This window comes from Granulicella sibirica, from assembly GCF_004115155.1.
In the GTDB taxonomy this organism is placed as follows: Bacteria; Acidobacteriota; Terriglobia; order Terriglobales; family Acidobacteriaceae; genus Edaphobacter; species Edaphobacter sibiricus.
This window is the reverse complement of record NZ_RDSM01000001.1, coordinates 373,995-393,426: the sequence shown is the minus strand read 5'-3', so window position 1 is coordinate 393,426 and position 19,432 is coordinate 373,995. Positions and strand designations below refer to the sequence as shown.

Below are 19,432 nucleotides of genomic sequence, written 5' to 3'. Positions count from 1 at the left end.
AACAGGAGACACCATGAATCGTTTTGAGGGAAAAGTAGTGATCGTGACAGGCGCCGGCTCCGGCATCGGAGCTGCAACAGCAAAGCGCTTTCTCGCCGAGGGAGCAGCGGTCGTTCTCAATGGACGCCGCAAGGACAAGCTCGCGGAGACAGCCAACGGCATCGATGCCAGGCGTGTACTGCTTCACGATGGAGATATCTCTGACGAGGCATACGTCACGAAGTTAGTCGAGGACACCGTCGAGAAGTTCGGATGCATCGACGTTCTTGTGAACAACGCAGGAGTTGCCGCGTTTGGGCCTATCTTGAAGAGCACGACCGAGCAGTGGCACAAGGTGATGAGCATCGATGTGGACGGAGTGTACTTCGCGATCCGCTCAGCCCTGCCGCATCTGCTCAAGACGAAGGGCTCGATCGTGAACGTCTCTTCGGTCTCAGGGCTTGGTGGAGACTGGGGCGGCAGCATTTATAACGCTGCGAAGGGAGCCGTCACAAACCTGACGCGTGCGCTCGCCTTGGAGCTCGGTTCCGAAGGAGTGCGTGTGAACGCTGTCAATCCCAGCCTTACCTCGACCGAGATGACCGCCGATTTCGAAAACAACGAACCGCTCATCGCGAAGTTCAAAGATCGTCTCCCGATCGGACGTGGTGCCAAGCCGGAGGAAGTGGCTGGTGTGATCGCCTTTCTCGCCAGCGAAGATGCAGCGTTCGTGAACGGCGTCAATCTTCCGGTCGATGGCGGCATTACAGCTTCCAACGGCCAGCCGAACATGACCGGCCTGGTCTAGATCGGTCGCTCTCACCATGGCAGGTGCGGGATTTTTCCCGTACCTGCCATAAGTTCTGCTACGTGGGCTTCTCGTCAGTAAGTCCGAACCAACATCGAACCAAAGTAAAAGAATCTCTATGTTCCTCTCTTCTCCCGGCGTGACCTCCCCGCGACCCTCCCAGTCTCTCTGATCGGCGGAGGCCTCGCAGGAGGCCCCGAAGCCGCACTCCAGGCCGCCGCCCAAGGCTGCACCGTCACCCTCTACGAGATGCGCCGCGCCAACTCCGTCCTCCTCCGCGAAGCCGACGCCTCCGCCGTCCCCGCAGGCCACGCCCTCGCCGTCGACCGAGTCGAGTTCTCCAAACGCGTCGCCACCCTCCTCGAGGACAACCCCCGCATCACCATCCGGCGCGAAGAGATCACCTCCCTCGACGAAAACGAGCCCGACACCATCACCATCCTCGCCTCCGGCCCCCTCACCTCGGCCGCATAACCGCCCTGATGCGCGTTTACCCAGACTCATGTGCATAGTATTCAAGACCATAAGACCCATACGCATCTGAGAAAGGCCGCCCGCAGGCGGCCTCTCTGTTCTGGCAAATGCTATTGACAGCAACTGCCACCATCACAACAGACTGGGTCCCCGCAGCAGGCGTTAACGGTTGAGGCGAACGCTGGTAGGGATAAGACCATAACTGCGGCAAATGTTAACGATAGAAAGCTGGTCTTCATAAAATCTCCTTTAGTTTTTCTGCAAATCAAGGACACGACCCTCGATAAGAACGAGCCGTGAACTGCGAGCCAGGTTAAAAGATCTCCCTAGATTCGCAGATCGTCCTTAAGCTGAAAAACGGCCGGACGATAGCGCAGACCTGATTCAAACTCGCGCCGACCCATGTGGATGAGAAGGAGTGGTCTAGGGTGGGGAACACACTCGGAGCGTAGTGTGATTCGCACTCCCTCCGAGTTGCTCTCGTCCTTCTCCGCGACCGTTATGGGCGCATGGCACGCCGGACACGACTCAGGCGCATTATTTACGGGCAGCGGGCAACAGGGAGAGTGGTCCGGCTGACATAGCGGAAACTCTGCCGAGAGATGTTCGGCGAAGGAGGCGCTCGTAATCCACAGGCATGCCAGCAGCAGCGCAAACATTCGACGAAGGTGGCGACCCCGATTCACATTCAAAGCTTACCGCATTCTCCCGCGCTTGCATGCTCCTTGAGAGACGCTTCAAGGGGTCCCATTCAAAGCCGGGTGCCCCACTTCGCGACAGCCTCACCGTCGCGAAGGTAGGAGCCATGACCGCCCGGCATCCACGACCCACGCCTCGCCACCATCAACGCCTGGAAGTGCTCCAAAGCATTTTCATCTCCTCTCAGGTTCGAACAACTGCCGACGTTCCGGACTGGTTATAGTACGGATGAGGAACAAAGCCCTTGTACGCACTCGCCCGGCCTACCCTGAAGCATCTCTCTGCCTTGTTTCTGTCCTTCCTCTGCCTCACCTCCCTCGCGCAATCGCCCGCGCCCCTCCAGCGTGTCCAGTCATCCGACGGTATAGACCACATCACCCTGGGCCAGTCGGTCTTCTCGCTCAACGGCCCGTACAAGTTCAACATCGGCGACTCGCCGCTCGACCCCGCGACGCACCAGCCACTCTGGGCTGAGTCCGGCTTCGACGACTCCCACTGGGAGACCGTCGACCTCACCCCGCCCGAAGGCTCCTTCGATGCCTTCAGCGGCGTCACCGGCTACGTCCCGGGATGGACGGCCCAGGGCCATCCCGGGTACTCCGGTTACGCGTGGTATCGCATCCGCGTGAAAGTAGCGAATCCCTCCGGAAGTAAGCTTGCAATTGCTGGTCCCGATGGCGACGTGGACGATGGCTTTCAGGTCTTCGCCAACGGCGCCCTGCTGGGCAGCTTCGGTGATTTCTCCACCAGCCATCCCACGGTTTACGTCGCCCAGCCGACGTTCTTCCCTATTCCACACTCAGGCCTGGCTGCTACAGCCGATGGCACCGAGGTAATCGCCTTCCGCTTCTGGATGGAAGCCGCCACGCTCAAGTATGTACCGGATGCGGGAGGCTTCCATACTGCCCCTGCGCTGGGAGAGGAAGGCGGGGTCGGCACCATCTATCGGGTCCGCTGGCTGGAACAGGTTCGCTCTCAGGCGGTAGGCATCGTCGAGACTCTTTTCTTCTTCCTGCTTGTGGTGCTGGCCATCAGCCTCTCCATCTTCGACCGCTCCGACAAGATCTACTACTGGATCACGGCGGTCTACGCTATCTCAGCCTGTACCCTGGTCGTCCAAATCGTCAGTTACCTTAGCCAGTCGATCAGCGAAGTGACCTCTGACCTGTTGGTAGACGTTCTCTTCGTCCCGCTCTGCCTCGGCCTATGGATGATGGTCTGGCGTGTATGGTTTCAGTTGAAGAGGCCTGTTTGGTTGCCGAAGGTAGCCTTGCTGCTGACGCTGCTCTACATGGTCGGCCAGTTGCTGGGTGGCGAGATATTCTCCGGCCTCGTCCCGCACACTGCGGCCGTGAAGCTTCACGTGGTCTCGGTCGCGGTGCGGCTCGCCTTCCTCGCGCTTCTGGTGCTGGTCGTCGTCCTCGGTGTTCGCCAGCAGGGGCGCGAAGGGTGGGTCGCCCTGCCCGCCGTCCTTATGCTCGGCGTGTCAAATTTCCAGAATGAACTGATGGTCCTTCATATTCGGGTCATCTGGTTTCCTTTCGGGACGACGGTCACCCTTGACACGGCGGCGAGCCTTCTGCTGGTACTCGCCCTTTTCTTCCTTCTGCTGCGGCGCCTGTTCTTCTCGCTCCGTCTGCAGCGCGAGCAGGCTCTCGACATCAAGCAGGCCGCCGAGGTCCAGCAGGTCATCCTTCCCCAGTCTCGGACCGTATATCCCGGTCTTCTCATCGAGACCGAATACCGTGCAGCCCGCCAGGTCGGCGGCGACTTCTTCCAGATCATTCCCCACTCAGGCGACGGAAGCACACTCATCGTTGCCGGGGATGTGACCGGCAAGGGCCTCCAGGCCGGCATGACCGTCGCCCTGCTGGTCGGCGCAATCCGCAGCACCGCCGAACTCAACTCCGACCCGCTCGCCATGATCCAGGCCCTGAACCGCCGCCTCCTCGGCCGCGAATCCTCACAAGCGACCTGCCTTGCTCTCAGCATCGCCGCAAACGGAAGCTGCACGCTCGCCAACGCCGGCCATCTCCCGCCTTATCGCAACGGCATGCCGCTCGACATGGAAGGCGCTCTCCCGCTCGGCATGATCGACGGAGCGGAGTTCTCCGTCATGCACTTCACCCTCGCCGACGACGACAAGCTGGTGATGGTCTCCGACGGAATCCTCGAAGCGACGAACGAGAAAGGAGAGTTGTTCGGCTTCGAGCGCGTTGCTGAACTCCTGCGAAACTCCACTCCAGTCAAAGCCCTCGCCGACGCAGCCCAGCTATTCGGCCAGAACGACGACATCAGCGTGGTTGCCGTCACGCGTACCGCTTAGCTGCAGTCTCACCAAAGTAAAATAATCCCTATGCTCGTCCCCCCCAGCGCCAATCCGACTCGACCCTCCCAGTCCCTCTGAAAGCAAACGTCAAAATGAAAAACATCCGCATCATCGGCGGAGGCCTCGCAGGCCCCGAAGCCGCACTCCAGGCCGCCGCCCAAGGCTGCACCGTCACCCTCTACGAGATGCGCCCGCACCGCTCCACCGAGGCCCACCAGACCGCCGACTTCGCCGAACTCGTCTGCTCCAACTCCCTCAAGTCCGAGTCCGAAAACACCGCGCCCTGGCTCCTCAAGCAGGAGATGCGCCGCGCCCACTCCTTCCTCCTCCGCGAAGCCGACGCCTCCTCCGTCCCCGCCGGCCACGCCCTCGCCGTCGACCGCGTCGAGTTCTCCCGCCGCGTCGCCTCGCTCCTCGAAGACAATCCCCGCATCACCATCCGCCGCGAAGAGATCACCTCCCTCGACGAACACGAGCCCAACACCATCACCATCCTCGCCTCCGGCCCCCTCACCTCGGCCGCTCTGGCCGCTGAACTCCAGCGCCTCACCGGTGCCGACCACCTCGCCTTCTACGACTCCATCTCCCCCATCGTCGACGCCTCCACCATCGACATGGACAAGGTCTACTTCGCCGCCCGCTACGACAAGGGCACCGCCGACTACATCAACTGCCCTTTCACCAAAGAAGAGTACGAAGTTTTCCTCGACGCCCTCATCTCAGCAGAAAACATCGAACAGAAATCCTGGGAAAAACTTCCCGAAGATGGCAATCCCGAACACCTCGCCAACGCCGCGTCGGGAACCCCTCCCGTTTCGACTCCCGAGAAGATGCACTACTTCGAAGGCTGTCTCCCGATTGAGGAGACCGCCCGCCGTGGGCGCGACACGCTCCGTTTCGGGCCCATGAAGCCGGTCGGCCTCACCGATCCCAAAACCGGCCGCTGGCCCTACGCCGTCGTCCAACTCCGCCAGGAGAACCTCCGCGCCGACTCCTACAACCTCGTCGGCTTCCAGAACCACCTCAAGTTCGGCGAGCAGAACCGCGTCCTCCGCCTCATCCCCGGCCTCGAAAACGCCAAATTTCTCCGCTACGGCCAGATCCACCGCAACACCTACATCCACGCCCCAAGCCTCCTCACCGAGACTCTCCAGCTCAAGGCCCACCCATCGATCATGATCGCCGGCCAGCTCTCCGGCGTGGAAGGCTACACCGAATCCATCGCCTCCGGCATGCTCGCCGGACGCTACGCCGCCGCTTTAGCCCGCGACGAACAGCCCACCCCGGCCCCCCGCCAAAGCGCGAACGGAAGCCTCGCCCACTACATCACCCACGCTGAGTCCAAGCGCTTCCAACCAGCCAACATCACCTTCGATCTCCTCCCTCCGCTCGAAGAAGAGCTCCGTAAAAAGATGCGCGATAAGAAGGAACGCCACAAGCTCCAGTGCGACCGAGCCCTCGTAGCCTGGGATTCCTGGCTCACAGGCAATCGCTGAAATCTTGTCAAGAGGCAAATCGTACAACTTGAACATTTGATTGAACTTACAAATGTCCTTTTAGTTATGGTCGATGATCTACAATTAATCCAGAGTCAAAGAAGGCAGCAGCCCGCCCGCTGCGGCCTTTTCAACTTCAGCCTTAAGTCCATTTTTTGCTAATATTTAGCAGTAAGTCATTTGTTATGAATGGTTTGCGGGGCGTGATGTCTCGCATCCTGCTCAAACCAAAGGACTTCGACGCGGGCTATGGGAGGGGGAGTACCCCCTTACGAACCCTGCTTCAGAGCCTCGCGCTGCAGCACCAGAAGCTCGCGAATTCCGGCTTCCGCAAGATCGAGCATCTGGTTCAACGCAGCGCGACTGTAAGAATCCTTCTCCGCCGTAGCCTGCGTTTCCACCAACCCGCCATCCGCAAGCATCACGACATTCATATCGACAGTCGCTCGCGAATCCTCTTCATAAGCCAAATCTAATAAAACATGCCCGTCGACGATCCCAACGGATGTCGCCGCGATCATCTGTTTCAAAGGCGAACTCTTCAAAGTTCCAGCCGCAACCAGTTTCTCGAGCGCAATCGCGAGCGCAACCGAAGCACCCGTAATAGCCGCCGTTCGCGTCCCGCCATCCGCCTGAATCACATCGCAGTCAAGAATGATCGTCCTCTCGCCCAAAGCCTTCATATCGACGACAGCGCGCAGACTCCGCCCAATCAGCCTCTGGATCTCATGCGTCCGTCCGCCAACCTTCCCACGCTCCGACTCTCTCGCCGAGCGCGTCAGTGTAGCTCGCGGAAGCATCCCATATTCCGCCGTAACCCACCCTCGCCCAGAGTTCCGCATCCATCCTGGAACGCCAGCCTCGATCGTCGCATTGCACAACACACGAGTATTCCCAGCCTCAATCAACACCGATCCTTCCGCGGTCCCGACATATCCAGGCGTAAGACGAATCGTACGAAGAGCATTGGCATCGCGGCCACCAGGCCGGAACAACTGGGTAGCATCAGGCATCGGTCGATTATAGTGTGGTGCAGAGTCAAGCCGTAAGTCTTCGCCAGGCCAGACAACACTCCCCAGGCTAACTTCGCCGCGATCAAGGTTGGTTCCGGTCCAGAACTATAACGGGATTCAATCCCGATTCGGGAATTCGCATGAGATGATCCGAAACACTGCGTCTTTGCTGCGCTCTCGCCACCACAGGTATTGTGCCCATTCCAAAGTGGGAAAGAGGGAGGTGGATTCATGACCAAACCAGCTTCGCCTTCGCCCTTTGTCCTCAGTACCTTAGGGTTCGTTCCACTTTGGCACGTAACGTGATTAGAGGAGGAGTGCCGGATGTGCCAAAAAGGCCATTCCGGAGTTTTACTTGAGGTACAACATGCGGGCTACTCAGAGCAGCACATCAGCCTACGGGAAGAACAGCTTCACAGGATCATCAGGCGAAACATCAACCTCTGCACCCAAAGTGTCGCTGGAGCTAGCCGCTTCCCCTTCTGCGGATCGACCTCCAGATCGGAACACGCTAGACGCAGCCTTCGCCGGAATGAACCCGACGGAGTGTGTGATTCCCGGCCCCCACCAAGGGTGCCGAGGGACGGCTGCTGTGTGGATCCGCGTGACGCTGGTCGCCGGTTCACGGAACGCGATACGCGACGCCAGCAGCGAGGCTCTCGCGACCTGTGTCGAGCTACTCCTTCCCATTGCGGGCGTTCCTCCCGCTTCCGGCCCAATGAACCCATCCCACCTTGACTCGTTCGACCCTGGGCCTCCGGATCTACTCGCAGGCAGAGCGATTCACTATCGGCATAGCGCTCCCGCATCGGGAAACCAGAAGCGGATCACGGCGGAGTTGTGGGACGTGGCTGCAGGAATGCTGGACAACGGTCGCGGACGCGGCGGAAGGGGAGGTGCCTATGTCATTTAGAGATAGAGGTGCATTCGGCGCAGCAGTGAGGGGCATGTCCCCTGGGGCCTATCGTCCCGAGTACGGCAATGACGCCGTAGCCAGTCCGTCAGGGGTGTTGATCGGCGTCTCGAGCCTGGACCCCGGCCTGGCTCCCTCGCCACGCGCCGAGACAGCCGATCAGGTGGAACTGTTTCGTGTGCTTGTGGTCGATGACGATGAGCCAGTCCGCAGGGCATGTTGCGACATTGCGGAAAGCATGGGCTTTGCCGTCATCAGCGCGGGTACCGGGGCGGAGGCGCAGGCGATGATGAGGCGGCAGCCAATCGATCTCCTGCTTCTCGATCTCAAACTTCCCGGCGGACTGAGCGGCCTGTCTCTTCTGGGAGAGGTCAAATCGCTCTACCCCCACACCTCCGTGGTCGTCATGACTGCCTTCGCCACGGTCAGCTCTGCGGTCGAGGCGATGAGAATCGGCGCAGGCGATTACCTTACCAAGCCCTTCGCCCTGGAGGAGCTGACCTCGATTTTTTCCCGGGTTGAGCAAACCTGGCATCTCGAGCTTGAGACGCGGCGTCTGCGCGAGAGCATGCGGACGCAAAAAGGGCTCGGCAACATGATCGGGCGATCGCCCGAGATGGAAAAGCTCTACCGAATCCTCACGAAGGTCGCCCATTCGACTCACCCCGTACTGATTCTCGGCGAGAGCGGCACGGGTAAAGAACTCGTCGCTCGGTCCATTCACTTCGGTGGCCCGCTCGGACCGAAGCCCTTCGTCCCGGTCGACTGCGGCTCTCTCGTTCCAACCCTGATCGAGAGCGAGCTCTTTGGATACGTCCGTGGAGCATTCACGGGAGCCAATAAGGCGAAGACGGGCCTGCTGGCCTCTGCCGAAGGAGGCACGGTTTTCCTCGACGAGATCGGCGAGCTTCCGCTCGACCTGCAGGCCAAGCTCCTGAGGGCCCTGCAGGAGAAGGAGGTGCGGCCGGTCGGTGCGACGTTTACGGTGCCCATTTCGGCGCGCGTCCTCGCCGCTACCAACCGTGATCTTGTCAGCATGGTCGAGCAGGGAAAGTTTCGCAAGGATCTCTATTTCCGTCTAAACGTCGTCAATCTCAAAATTCCCCCGCTGCGCTCACGCAGAGAGGACATCCCGGTCCTCGCGATGCACTTTCTCGAGCGTCTGGAGAGGGAGACAGGGATAGCCTACGAGCTCTCCGACGACGCTCTCCGGACCATGACGGAATACGATTGGCCCGGCAACGTGCGCGAGCTCGAGAACGCGATCGAACGTGCCTCCGCCCTGTCCTCCGGCCCGATTCTGCACTTCAACGACCTCCCAAGCCAATTGCAGGACTCGCATCGGCAGCGCAGGATGCAGGCAACGATCACGATCGGGAGAGGCGAGCGGCCGCAGGAGGAAGAAATGGTGCGGCGAAGCCCCGGATCCGGGTCGGCTCCGGCAGCCATCCTCTCGATTGCCGAGATGGAAAAGCAGGCGATTCTGCGGACCATTCGCCAGCTAAAGGGAGACAAACTGATGGCGGCCAAACTTCTCGGCATCGGCAAGACCACCCTCTATCGAAAGCTAAAGGAATACGGGATTGCCGAAGGCGGTGAGCTCGGAGACTAGCGTCGCGCAAGCGCAAGAACGACACGAACGCCATACCAACAGAGCAAATGGAGAGTGCGTCATGAGCAGAAAAGTCTTGTTGATTTCGACGATGCGGGATGGGAAAGCGTGTTCGGCGGCCATGGCGGAGGAACTCGATGTCCCGGTCGAGTTCGCAGCCGGTCGCCGTGAGGGCCTCAGCGCCCTTCGACGTGAAGATTACAGCGTCGTGGTAATCGAAGAGAGCCTTGCCGAGGCCGATCCGGACTGGGCCGACCTCGCCTGGCAACAGGCCGGCACGGCAGTCCCCATGGAGGTCAACTTCGCCATCTCGGCCCGCACGCGTCTGATTCGAGAGGTACGTGGCGCTCTCGCCCGCCGACAGCACGAGTCGGATATGGCGCGGCGGGAGGCGGCAGCGGCGATTGGAAGTGAGTTGAAGGGCTCAGTCACCGGCCTTCTCCTCCAAACCCAGCTAACCCTCCGCGAACCCGGCGTCCCACCCATGTTGGCCCCGAAGCTCCAGCACCTCGTCGAACTCGCCACCGAGATCCGCGAGAGGCTTCGCGGCAACGCCTAAGCATCCAGCCGGGTTTGCTATCCTTGGTCTAAATCTCCAGGGAAGCTCCCGGGACACCGGGTGGTGGGCTATGCGATGTCGGACGAAGGTTTGAAGGTAGTGGTGGGCGCAGGCGAAGAGTCGGCTTCGGAAAATGTCCCAGCAGTAAAGATAACGGTTCGCCCCAACGGTCCCTTCCGCGTCGAGGGCCCCATTCAGCTCGTCGACGTCAATGGGCAGGAGTGGGACCTCACCGGAAAGCCCGCCATCTCGCTCTGCCGCTGCGGCCTTTCGTCCAAGCGGCCCTTCTGCGATGGCACCCACGGACGCGAGGGATGGAAATGCGACGCAAGCCCGATCCCCGTTGAGCCCGTCGCTCAGGGATAACTCCGCAGCCCGTACGTCTCGCAATTGTCAAACAAGGGGTGACCTTGGGAATTCGTTCTTCCTGGAAGCTTGTTCCGGTCCTCGCGCTGGCCTGCTGTTCGGCAGGCTGGTCGCAGGAATCATCGCAGACTGCACCAACCTCAATTCGCGTTCCTGCCGCAACCCTCGCCGCATATGTCGGACAATATCGGCCGACAGAGGAGCCGGACGCGATACGCTCGATCACCGTCGAAGGCGCACAGCTCTTCATCGAAGGTGCACGCCTCGCCCGGACTGAGCTCAAGGCCGAGTCGCCCGATCACTTCTTCTCTCCAGACAGCACTAAGGTCGTCTTCTCGCGCGACGCGGCCGGCAAGGTCTCCAGCCTCACCATGACTTCGACCACCGGACGATCCGCCGGGACCGAGGTGATGACGCGCTTCTCGGACGAAGGCGCTCACCTGAATCACTTCCGCGACTACGTCCGCACCGAAGCCATGGTCCCAATGCGCGACGGCGCCAAACTGCACATGGTCATCCTTCGTCCGTCCGGCTCTGAGACCAGCGGCGAGGCTCTGCCTTTCCTTATGACTCGCACTCCCTACGGGGTCGCCGGAAACTCGTCGTGGAGCGTCAATGCAACCAAGCCCGAGCTAGCCGCGAGCGGGTACATCTTCGTCTTCGGAGACATTCGCGGCCGTTATACAAGCGAAGGCCAGTTCGTCATGAACCGCCCCATCGTGGCCCATGGGACAAAGAACGACGTCGACGAGACCACCGACACCCGCGACACGATCGACTGGCTGCTCAAAAACGTCCCGCACAACAGCGGCAAGGTCGGCGTACTCGGCGTCTCCTACCCCGGATTCCTGGCGATGATGGCCGGTATCGATGCCCACCCGGCAGTCAAGGCCATCAGTCCACAGGCCCCGATGACAAACATCTGGATGGGCGACGACTTCTTCCATAACGGTGCCTTCCGCGAGACCTACGGCTTCGACTATGTGCAGCAGCTCGAAGCCCAGAAGACAGACGTCCCCGTTGTCTCCAAGGGAGACACCTACGACTTCTTTCTCCAGCACGTCAACTTCGCCGGAGCAGCCCAGTCAGCGGGCATGAGCAACCTGCCGACAGCGAAGGCCTTCCTCTCGCAGCCGAGCTACACGAAGTTCTGGCAGGATATGGCTGTCGAACGCCATCTGACGAAGGTCGAGGTCCCAACGCTCGAGGTAGGCGGCTACTGGGATCAGGAAGACATGTGGGGAACGCAGGCCGAGTACGCCGCCCTTAAGCCGCACGACACCAGGGGAGAAGTCTTCCTCGTCCTCGGCCCATGGAACCACGGTCAATGGAACCAGACGACCCGCCATCTCGGTGCCATCGACTTCGGCTCGGCAGCCGGCGATACCTACCGCGCCACGATCGAAGCGCCCTTCTTCGAGAAGTATCTAAAAGGGAAGCCCGGCTTCGACCTCAAGGACGTCGCCAGCTTCCGTTCGGGAAGCAACCAGTGGGAGCGGTACGACGCCTGGCCACCAAAGTCAGGCTTCAAGCCCGCCAAGCTTTACCTCAAGGCTGACAAGGGCCTGAGCTTCACTGCTCCGGAGGGAGCTTACGATCAGGTCGCGGCGGCTTATGTGGCCGATCCAGCCGATCCCGTACCCTACCGCGCCCGACCGATTCAGGCTACCTACGAGCCTGGGTCGAAATGGCGTCCATGGCTCGCAGAAGACCAGCGTTTTGTTACCATCCGCAAGGATCTAGCGTCCTTTTCGACTCCCGCGCTCGATGCCGACGTGACGGTCACCGGAAACGTAGTCGCCGACCTCTTCGCCGCGACGACTGGAACCGACGCCGACTGGATCGTCAAGCTTATCGACGTCTATCCCGACGACGCCCCAGGCGGCATGGCTGACTACCAGTTGATGATCGCCGAGGAGATCTTCCGCGGCCGCTACCTCAAGAGCTTCGAGCACCCCGAGCCGTTGAAACCCGGCGAGCCCACCGAGTTCAAGTACAGCCTCAACGGAGCGGACCACACGTTTCTCAAGGGCCACAAGGTCATGGTCGAGGTGCAGTCGAGCTGGTTTCCCCTCTACGACCGCAACCCGCAGACCTACGTTGAAAACATCATGACGGCCCCGCCATCCGCCTACAAAGCCGAGACGGAGACCATCTACGGGTCGCCGAAGTACCCTTCTCATCTGGAATTGAACATCCAGCAGTAAAATGCCGATAGAGTGCCCGTGGGGACGCGTCGATGATCAAAACCATCAGCAGCCGGGAAGTCTACCGAAATCCGTGGACCAGTGTGCGCGAGGACATAATCGAGCGCTCCAATGGGGAACGCGGCGTCTATGGGGTCATCGATAAAGATCCCGCTTGCATCGTCATTCCGCTTGAAGTCACGCCCGAAGGCAACTTCGTCTGGCTGATCGAGCAGTTTCGCTACACCGTCGGGCAGCGCTTCATGGAATTCCCGCAGGGCGGGTGGGAGCAGGCGGACGTCGAACCCGAAGTACTGGCACGCGGCGAGCTCAGGGAAGAGACCGGCTTCACGGCGGGGAAGATGACGCATCTTGCCACGCTCGCCATCGCGTACGGAGTCATGAACCAGAAGCATCATGTCTTCCTCGCGGAAGGTCTGTCGATGGGCGAGGCCGATCCCGATCCCGAAGAGTCCGATCTCATCCTCAAGCGGGTCTCGGTCGACGAGTTTGAAGAGATGTTCCTCGATGGAAGAATCGTGGACAACTGCACCATCGCCGCATGGGGCCTGTATCGCATTTGGCAGGCTCGCCGGAGCTAAGCTGCCGCTGTCTGTGTGAAACCATTCCGCCACAAGTTCTTCCCGGCAGGAACCTTTTCATCACACCCCACATCCAACTCTTACCGTCTCACTAACAATGGATCGGTGAGACTTCGAGGTAGCGGGAAGTGGAAGGTTCGGAAGGCGGACGTCATCGCAGCAGGGTTTGGCGCTGGATCGGAATCGTTGTGATCGTAGTTCTCGCAGTGGTGGCCGGATTGGCGACCACGGCGACGATCATGCTCAAACGGGCGCAGCCGATTCTCAAGGGAAGAGTGGTCCAGACGCTTCAGACCCACTTCAACAGCAGGATCGAACTCGATGACTTTAATGTTTCCGTCATGCGCGGGCTCGAAGTCTCGGGACGCGGTTTGCGAATCTTTGCTCCGGAAGATGTCGTCGAGGCCGGTGCGACGGCCCCCATCTTCACCGTAGGCCAATTCTCCTTCCGGGCAGATGTCCTCGGCCTCTTCAAACATCCAACGCACGTCCACACGGTTCACGTCTCGGGTCTCGAGATCCGCATTCCTCCCCGGCAAATGCGCAAGGCAGGCGTTGAGCAGAAGCCGAAGCGAAAGATCGAGATGGATGCGGACGAGATCATCTGCACCGATTCGCGCGTTCTCATCGAGAGCTCCAAACCAGGCAAGGATCCGAAAGACTTCGAACTGAAGCAAATCGTCCTGCGCAACGTGGGTCGCGGAACCCCTCTTAACTATGACGCCACACTCGTGAATGCGATCCCGAAGGGCGATATCCAGGCGAAAGGAACCTTCGGCCCCTGGAACCCGGAGAGTCCCGGTGACTCCTCGATCACCGGTACCTACCGCTTCGATCACGCAGACCTCAACACCATCAAGGGCATCGGCGGCACCCTCTCCTCCGCGGGCCAGTTCGGCGGGCAACTCAACCGCATCGAGGTCAGCGGAACCACGCAGACACCCAATTTCTCGCTCGATTCGGCAAATCATCCTATGCCTCTGAGCACGAAGTTCAAGGCGACTGTCGACGGGACGAGTGGCGACACGTACCTCCAGCCTGTCGAGGCGAAGCTCGGCCGCTCGAGCTTCACCTGTTCGGGCTCCGTGGTGAACGTACGGGGACAAGGACACATCATCGACCTCGACGTGGACGTTCCCCAGGGCCGGCTTGAAGACTTTCTCTCTCTTGCCGTGAAGACCACACCAGTCGTCATGACCGCACAGCTCGGCATGAAAACCAAGCTGCACATCCGTCCCGGAAAAGAGAGCGTCGCGCAGAAGATCTCGATGCAGGGCCACTTCACCATGGCGGCGATTCATTTCACCAATCCCGAAACCCAGGACAAGGTCGATGAGATGAGCGAACGCGCTCAAGGCCATCCCGACTTGGCAAAGGCGGGTGCTGACGATGTACGGTCCCACATGACAGGACGATTCGTGATGGACGATGGACGCCTGAGGGTAGACGATCTCAACTATCAGCTACCCGGCGCTACCGTGAACTTGGTCGGAGTGTATTCGCTCGACGGACAGCAGTTCGAGTTTGCCGGCAAAGTGACGACGCAGGCAAAGGTCTCGCAGATGGTCAAGAAGGGATGGAAGTCGGCGCTTCTGAAGCTTGCCGACCCATTCTTTACCAAGGATGGCGCCGGTGCGGTCGTACCGGTCAAAATCTCTGGAACCAAATCTGCCCCGAAGTTCGGCCTGGACTTTGGGGGAAAGACGGAGAAAAGCCTCGAGGAACGGCATCGCTAGGTCTTCCAAAAGTGCGTGTCGTGATGGGGCTATCTCTTCTGGAATGAATACTTTGAAAGAAATTCCCTTTCTTTTCAAGACTTTAGCGGGAGCCGACTCGCGAAGTCCATCCCTAAAGTCTTTCGATAGAAGACTTTAGGGGAAAGGGAGGGAGGGAGGGAGGGGAGACCTAGTGAACGGTCTTCATCCGTCGGGACATGAAGTCCATCAGCAAATAGCTCCCGAGGTTTTCTGGGGTCGTAAAGTACGCCTTCCCCCGACACATCGCACTCACCTTCTGCACGAACTGCATGAGCGCAAAGTCGCTCGCCAACATGAACGTGTTGATCATGATGTTGGAGCGTTTGCACCGCGCCACTTCTTCGAGCGTCTCGGCGATCACAAGCGGGTCCAGACCAAACGCATTCTTGTAAATTCGCCCATCCGGAAGCGTAAGCGCCGAGGGCTTGCCGTCGGTAATCATGACGATCTGCTTCATATCCTTCGTCTGCCGCGAGAGGATTCGCTGCGCCATCCGAAGCCCTTCCCGCGTATTCGTGTAGTGCGGCCCAACCTTCACCCGCGATAGCTGCGAGATCGGTATCTCCTCGGCCGAGTCATGGAAGAGCACGAGGTTGATCGTGTCGCCGGGAAACTGTGTCCGGATGAGGTGGGCCAACGCCATCGCCACGCGCTTTGCCGGGGTAAACCTGTCTTCGCCGTACAGGATCATCGAGTGCGAGCAGTCGAGCAGGACAACCGTCGCGCATGAACTCTGGTAGTCCGACTGGTGAACATGCAGATCCTGATATTCGAGGTTCAGCGTCCCGGGCGCCTCGCCAGGCTGGACATGAAACCCCTCACGCGCAAAGACGCTGCTTAGGGTCGCCGTAATGTCCAGGTTCAGGTTATCCCCAAACTCATACATCTTGGAAGACCCATTCGTCTCGACCCCCGAAGCCTCATGTCTCGTATCGTGCCGTCCCAGGTTCGACTTACCCAAAGGCCCCAGCAACTCCCTTAAGGCCTTGTAGCCCAGGAAATCCATTCCCTTATCAGTCACCTCGAACCGAGCCTGCGTCTCGGGGCCATCCCCCTGATCGCCTTGGACCTCCTCAGGCTGCTGCGCATTGATGAAGTTTTGCTCCTGCATCTTCTGAATGATCTGATCGATGAGCTCCTCGACCTGATCTTCGGAGAGCGTCTCATACTTCTCCTGCGCCTCCTCGTCGAAGAGTTCGCCCGAGTCAAGCGCCTGCCGGATGGCATCCCGCAGGTTCTCCATCGTTTGGTCACCGTCGAACTGCTGGAAACGAGACATGGGATCCTGAAAGCCCGAGTCGAGCAGGAAGTCGGACAGCGCCTGCATCAGGTCTTCGAGGCCGAAGGCATCAGAGAGATCGCCGGTGAACTTGGTATAGCGAATACGCTTCATAGGGAGCCTCGTATCAGTTTAGACGCGCATGGACAAGTGGAGGGTTCTATCTCAGAGGCTGCTTGCGTGGCACAAAGGTTCTTTATGGATCTGCGCCAGCAGAGGCGCCGTCTCGAAGGTAACGGTGTGCCCCGGATAGCTCAGGCGAAACGTAGGGAGCGCGCGAAGATATTGAAAGTAGAACGCAATCTCCTCGAGATTTGGAGAACCTCCTGAAGGCGCGTTGTAACGAAGCTGGCCAAACGGAGCGACCACATACTCGAACTGCCTCCGGACCGGCTTGACATGCGTATAGCCCAGGAACTCCATCATGAGCGGCTGCTTCTGAGTCACTGGCGGAAAGAGCTCATCGTCCGCCCGGCGCCATGGCGGGTAGAAGGCAGTATCCGTCACATTCCCGAAGTTCACGAATAGTTCGAAAACAAACTTGTCATTCGGACGTCGAGTGCACTGGACCGTGAGAGTAGGTAGCGAAATATCGAATTCTGTGGGCGCAGGGGAGCCCGTCGCGGTGAGGTAGATGCGCGCAAAAACGATGTGGCTTGTCGGCTCAATGCCCTCGCTGCGGGCCAGAGTGGGGGTGAGCGCAATAGGCTGTTGCGCCTTAGTCGAATGAAAAGCCGCGCTCACGAGAACGATGCTGAAGCATCGAACGCAGAAAGCGCGGCAGGAGTCGATCATGCAAATGAGTTTAGTTGAAGCCTCTGCGCGTGCGGTTTCTGGCGGCTTCGTCGCGCTCGACCTCTTTGTCGCGCATACGCTCCGCATATTGAGCCGCCTGATCGTTACGTGACTTTTTCTCTGCCGCCGAGAAGGCGCGCTCCTCGGTACGGGAAAGACGTTTATGGGATGTCATGCCCTCCAGCAGGAACTCGGCGGCGGATACCGCGATCTCCGCCGGAGCATTCTTCTCGAGCTTCAAGGGAGTCAGTTTTTCGAAGAGACCCTGAATCTGCTTTAGCTCCTTGAGCGAATCCGCTGCCGAGTGATCGTCGGTGAGGGCGACCGTTCCGCCGAGGTTGAACCACTGCTCGATCTGCTGAGTATTCGTATCGGCGAAGTATTGATCGAAAACGCTGGCAACTGATTGCCGGATGATCTCGCGGATGACTGTATCCGCCCCGCGCATCTCGCCTTCATATTCAAGTTCGATTTTGCCGGTGATGCCCGGCAGCGCGGCGATGATGTCAGCCACACGAGGCACGGCAAGCGTCTCGTTATGAAGAAACGCACGGCGTTCGGCATTCGAGATCACCAGCTCCATCGTCGAGATAGGAAGTCGCTGGGAGACACCGGACCGCTTATCGACTTTTTTGTCTTCGCGGGCGGCGAATGCGATCGTCTCAACGATCTGCGAGATGTAATGAGGAACGTGGATCTCACTCGCGGCACCACGGTTGGACCACGCTTCCTGCTGCGTGATCGCAATGGCCTCGTCGATTGACTCGGGGTAGTGGGTACGAATCTCCGATCCGATGCGATCCTTCAACGGCGTCACGATCTTGCCGCGAGCCGTGTAGTCCTCAGGATTGGCGGAGAAGACGATCGCCACATCGAGCGGCAGGCGCACAGGAAAGCCCTTAATCTGAATATCACCTTCCTGCATGATGTTGAAGAGCGCCACCTGGATCTTGCCCGCGAGGTCAGGAACTTCGTTGATCGCGAAAATACCGCGGTTGGCGCGGGGCAGAAGCCCATAGTGCATCGTCAGCTCAGACCCAAGATCCTGGCCGGAACGGGCGGCCTTGATGGGGTCGATATCGCCCACCAGATCAGCGACTGTGACGTCCGGAGTCGCCAGCTTTTCAACATAGCGTTCATCCGGAGTCAGCCAGGAGATCGGCGTGTCGTCACCTTTGGCCGCGATGAGGTCGCGAGAGAATTTCGAGAGGGGAGCGTATGGGTTGTCGCGGAGTTCGGAGCCGGCAACATACGGGGTCGCAGCATCGAGAAGCGTCGTGAGCGCCCGGAGAATGCGCGACTTCGCCTGTCCACGTAGACCCAGAAGAATGAAGTTGTGTTTCGAGAGCACGGCGTTCACGATTTGGGGAACGACTGTGTCTTCATACCCGATCACACCGGGGAAGAGAGGCGTCTTAACATCGGAAGCGGCGTTCGCCCGCAGGCGTGCAATGAGATTCTCGCGAAGCTCCTCCTTGACGCTGCGGCCAAGGAGGGCCGGGGTGTACTCGCTTGCGCGAAGCTGACCGAGAGTCGTGGGGAGGTTTGCTGGGAGCTTATTCGCCATGGTCTAACTATAGACGCCCGGCGGGGATCAACGATTCGCCGCACCACGACAGCGTTTGATCCGGTGGAGGATTGTCATTCCCCGATGTCATCGAGAAGCGCCTGCATCTCCGAGAAGGCGTGCGTGTTGCCGGTACGGTTCGCGGCCTCTATTCCTGTAGCCAGAACCGTCTGCGCTTCGCCTGTGCGTCCGAGTTTAACCAGAAGTTGGCCGGCCATCTGGTAGCCGGGGACGTAGTCCGGGTTGTTCTCGTGGAGATGCGCGAATTCCACCAGAGCCTCTTCGGACTGGCCAGCTTCGGAGTAGGCCATGGCCAGACCATAGCGGGCAAAGGCGTCATTCGGCTGCTGTTTCAGGATCTCGGTGAGCATGGCGATTCTGTCCATGGCCCTAGTTTAGCGAACGACGACTGTGGTTGCGTTCCGGCCGTGGATTGCTGACACTTAGGGGATGGGCGACGAAACGATATACCGAACTGTTCAGGAGTCGCAATCGGAGCGAAGTGAGATCGTTTTCCCCGCGGACTCGAATGCGCTTGGCAATCTATTTGGCGGACGGCTGATGCAGTACATCGATCTCACTGGGGCCATGGCCGCCAGCCGGCACGCCCGCGCTATCGTCGTGACGGCATCGATGGATCATCTGGACTTTGTGTCGCCCGTCCGGGTGGGGGAGTTACTGATCCTGAAGGCCAGCGTGAATCGAGCGTTTCGTAGCTCCATGGAGGTGGGAGTGCGGGTCATGGTGGAAGATGTGCGGGAGCAGAGGCTCCGGCATGTCTCTTCGGCATACCTCACCTTCGTGGCGGTGGACCGGGATGGAAGCAAGCTGGTGGTCCCGCAGATCACGCCGGAGACTGAGCACCAGAAGCGACGGTATGAGGATGCGGGGCGGCGGCGGGAGATGCGAGCCGGGGAGACGTTGCGGAAACGGGAGATGCGGGCGGCATTGGGTGGGGAATGGCATCTGTAGACGCGGCATAGAATGGGGTTCAGGAG

The 19,432-nt window shown here is 59.7% G+C and carries 17 protein-coding genes; 12 read left to right on the top strand and 5 right to left on the bottom strand.

The window, feature by feature from the left end:
• Positions 1-13 precede the first annotated feature (13 nt).
• From budC to trmFO, 4 genes are all read left to right on the top strand, one after another.
• Positions 14-787, top strand: a complete 774-nt coding sequence (gene budC / locus GRAN_RS01650; RefSeq protein WP_128911280.1) for a meso-2,3-butanediol dehydrogenase — start codon at positions 14-16, stop codon at positions 785-787.
• Between the two features lie 249 nt (positions 788-1,036).
• Positions 1,037-1,261: an FAD-dependent oxidoreductase gene (locus tag GRAN_RS01645; protein WP_128911279.1), complete on the top strand. Its 225-nt coding sequence runs from the start codon at positions 1,037-1,039 to the stop codon at positions 1,259-1,261.
• 943 nt (positions 1,262-2,204) lie between these two features.
• Complete coding sequence (locus tag GRAN_RS01640; RefSeq protein WP_128911278.1) at positions 2,205-4,286, top strand: PP2C family protein-serine/threonine phosphatase; 2,082 nt, start codon at positions 2,205-2,207, stop codon at positions 4,284-4,286.
• Between the two features lie 95 nt (positions 4,287-4,381).
• Complete coding sequence (gene trmFO, locus GRAN_RS01635; RefSeq protein ID WP_128911277.1) at positions 4,382-5,785, top strand: methylenetetrahydrofolate--tRNA-(uracil(54)-C(5))-methyltransferase (FADH(2)-oxidizing) TrmFO; 1,404 nt, start codon at positions 4,382-4,384, stop codon at positions 5,783-5,785.
• Between the two features lie 269 nt (positions 5,786-6,054).
• Here trmFO and rph read toward each other — a convergent pair whose 3' ends face one another.
• Entirely contained in the window at positions 6,055-6,798 is a 744-nt protein-coding gene (gene rph / locus GRAN_RS01630) for a ribonuclease PH (RefSeq protein WP_128911276.1), read from the bottom strand.
• 532 nt (positions 6,799-7,330) lie between these two features.
• Here rph and GRAN_RS01625 point away from each other — a divergent pair.
• The 7 genes from GRAN_RS01625 (at position 7,331) to GRAN_RS01595 (ending at position 14,772) form a co-directional block, all read left to right on the top strand.
• Entirely contained in the window at positions 7,331-7,711 is a 381-nt protein-coding gene (locus GRAN_RS01625) for a hypothetical protein (protein WP_150133247.1), read from the top strand.
• Between the two features lie 34 nt (positions 7,712-7,745).
• On the top strand, positions 7,746-9,323 hold the full coding sequence (locus GRAN_RS01620; RefSeq protein WP_128911274.1) for a sigma-54-dependent transcriptional regulator: 1,578 nt from the start codon (positions 7,746-7,748) through the stop codon (positions 9,321-9,323).
• A 61-nt stretch (positions 9,324-9,384) separates the two neighbouring features.
• Entirely contained in the window at positions 9,385-9,882 is a 498-nt protein-coding gene (locus GRAN_RS01615) for a hypothetical protein (protein ID WP_128911273.1), read from the top strand.
• A 75-nt stretch (positions 9,883-9,957) separates the two neighbouring features.
• Positions 9,958-10,248 (top strand): CDGSH iron-sulfur domain-containing protein, encoded by a 291-nt coding sequence (locus GRAN_RS01610; RefSeq protein WP_128911272.1) that lies wholly within the window; start codon positions 9,958-9,960, stop codon positions 10,246-10,248.
• Positions 10,249-10,292: 44 nt separating this feature from the next.
• Positions 10,293-12,455 (top strand): CocE/NonD family hydrolase, encoded by a 2,163-nt coding sequence (locus GRAN_RS01605; protein ID WP_128911271.1) that lies wholly within the window; start codon positions 10,293-10,295, stop codon positions 12,453-12,455.
• A 32-nt stretch (positions 12,456-12,487) separates the two neighbouring features.
• On the top strand, positions 12,488-13,036 hold the full coding sequence (locus tag GRAN_RS01600; RefSeq protein WP_128911270.1) for an NUDIX domain-containing protein: 549 nt from the start codon (positions 12,488-12,490) through the stop codon (positions 13,034-13,036).
• A 188-nt stretch (positions 13,037-13,224) separates the two neighbouring features.
• Positions 13,225-14,772, top strand: a complete 1,548-nt coding sequence (locus GRAN_RS01595; protein WP_241654276.1) for an AsmA family protein — start codon at positions 13,225-13,227, stop codon at positions 14,770-14,772.
• Between the two features lie 169 nt (positions 14,773-14,941).
• On the opposite strand, the gene GRAN_RS01590 is transcribed toward GRAN_RS01595, so the two are convergent.
• From GRAN_RS01590 to GRAN_RS01575, 4 genes are all read right to left on the bottom strand, one after another.
• On the bottom strand, positions 14,942-16,186 hold the full coding sequence (locus GRAN_RS01590) for a vWA domain-containing protein (protein ID WP_128911269.1): 1,245 nt from the start codon (positions 16,184-16,186) through the stop codon (positions 14,942-14,944).
• A gap of 51 nt (positions 16,187-16,237) precedes the next feature.
• Positions 16,238-16,816, bottom strand: a complete 579-nt coding sequence (locus GRAN_RS01585; RefSeq protein ID WP_128911268.1) for a hypothetical protein — start codon at positions 16,814-16,816, stop codon at positions 16,238-16,240.
• Between the two features lie 61 nt (positions 16,817-16,877).
• Positions 16,878-18,434, bottom strand: a complete 1,557-nt coding sequence (locus GRAN_RS01580) for a sigma 54-interacting transcriptional regulator (protein WP_128911267.1) — start codon at positions 18,432-18,434, stop codon at positions 16,878-16,880.
• Between the two features lie 74 nt (positions 18,435-18,508).
• Positions 18,509-18,805 carry a tetratricopeptide repeat protein gene (locus tag GRAN_RS01575; RefSeq protein ID WP_241654275.1) on the bottom strand — a complete coding sequence of 99 codons (297 nt, stop codon included), beginning with the start codon at positions 18,803-18,805 and terminating at the stop codon, positions 18,509-18,511.
• Positions 18,806-18,884: 79 nt separating this feature from the next.
• Between GRAN_RS01575 and GRAN_RS01570 the strand changes: the two genes are divergently transcribed.
• Positions 18,885-19,406, top strand: a complete 522-nt coding sequence (locus GRAN_RS01570) for an acyl-CoA thioesterase (RefSeq protein WP_128911265.1) — start codon at positions 18,885-18,887, stop codon at positions 19,404-19,406.
• Positions 19,407-19,432: the final 26 nt, after the last annotated feature.

Excerpts from the sequence above, each read along its gene's own strand:
- GRAN_RS01590 (WP_128911269.1), bottom strand. The coding sequence starts at position 16,186 with ATGAAGCGTATTCGCTATACCAAGTTCACCGGCGATCTCTCTGATGCC.
- GRAN_RS01610 (WP_128911272.1), top strand. The coding sequence starts at position 9,958 with ATGTCGGACGAAGGTTTGAAGGTAGTGGTGGGCGCAGGCGAAGAGTCG.
- GRAN_RS01580 (WP_128911267.1), bottom strand. The coding sequence starts at position 18,434 with ATGGCGAATAAGCTCCCAGCAAACCTCCCCACGACTCTCGGTCAGCTT.
- GRAN_RS01620 (WP_128911274.1), top strand. The coding sequence starts at position 7,746 with ATGTCCCCTGGGGCCTATCGTCCCGAGTACGGCAATGACGCCGTAGCC.
- budC (WP_128911280.1), top strand. The coding sequence starts at position 14 with ATGAATCGTTTTGAGGGAAAAGTAGTGATCGTGACAGGCGCCGGCTCC.
- GRAN_RS01575 (WP_241654275.1), bottom strand. The coding sequence starts at position 18,805 with ATGCTCACCGAGATCCTGAAACAGCAGCCGAATGACGCCTTTGCCCGC.
- GRAN_RS01615 (WP_128911273.1), top strand. The coding sequence starts at position 9,385 with ATGAGCAGAAAAGTCTTGTTGATTTCGACGATGCGGGATGGGAAAGCG.
- rph (WP_128911276.1), bottom strand. The coding sequence starts at position 6,798 with ATGCCTGATGCTACCCAGTTGTTCCGGCCTGGTGGCCGCGATGCCAAT.
- GRAN_RS01600 (WP_128911270.1), top strand. The coding sequence starts at position 12,488 with ATGATCAAAACCATCAGCAGCCGGGAAGTCTACCGAAATCCGTGGACC.
- GRAN_RS01645 (WP_128911279.1), top strand. The coding sequence starts at position 1,037 with ATGCGCCGCGCCAACTCCGTCCTCCTCCGCGAAGCCGACGCCTCCGCC.
- GRAN_RS01625 (WP_150133247.1), top strand. The coding sequence starts at position 7,331 with ATGAACCCGACGGAGTGTGTGATTCCCGGCCCCCACCAAGGGTGCCGA.
- GRAN_RS01570 (WP_128911265.1), top strand. The coding sequence starts at position 18,885 with ATGGGCGACGAAACGATATACCGAACTGTTCAGGAGTCGCAATCGGAG.
- trmFO (WP_128911277.1), top strand. The coding sequence starts at position 4,382 with ATGAAAAACATCCGCATCATCGGCGGAGGCCTCGCAGGCCCCGAAGCC.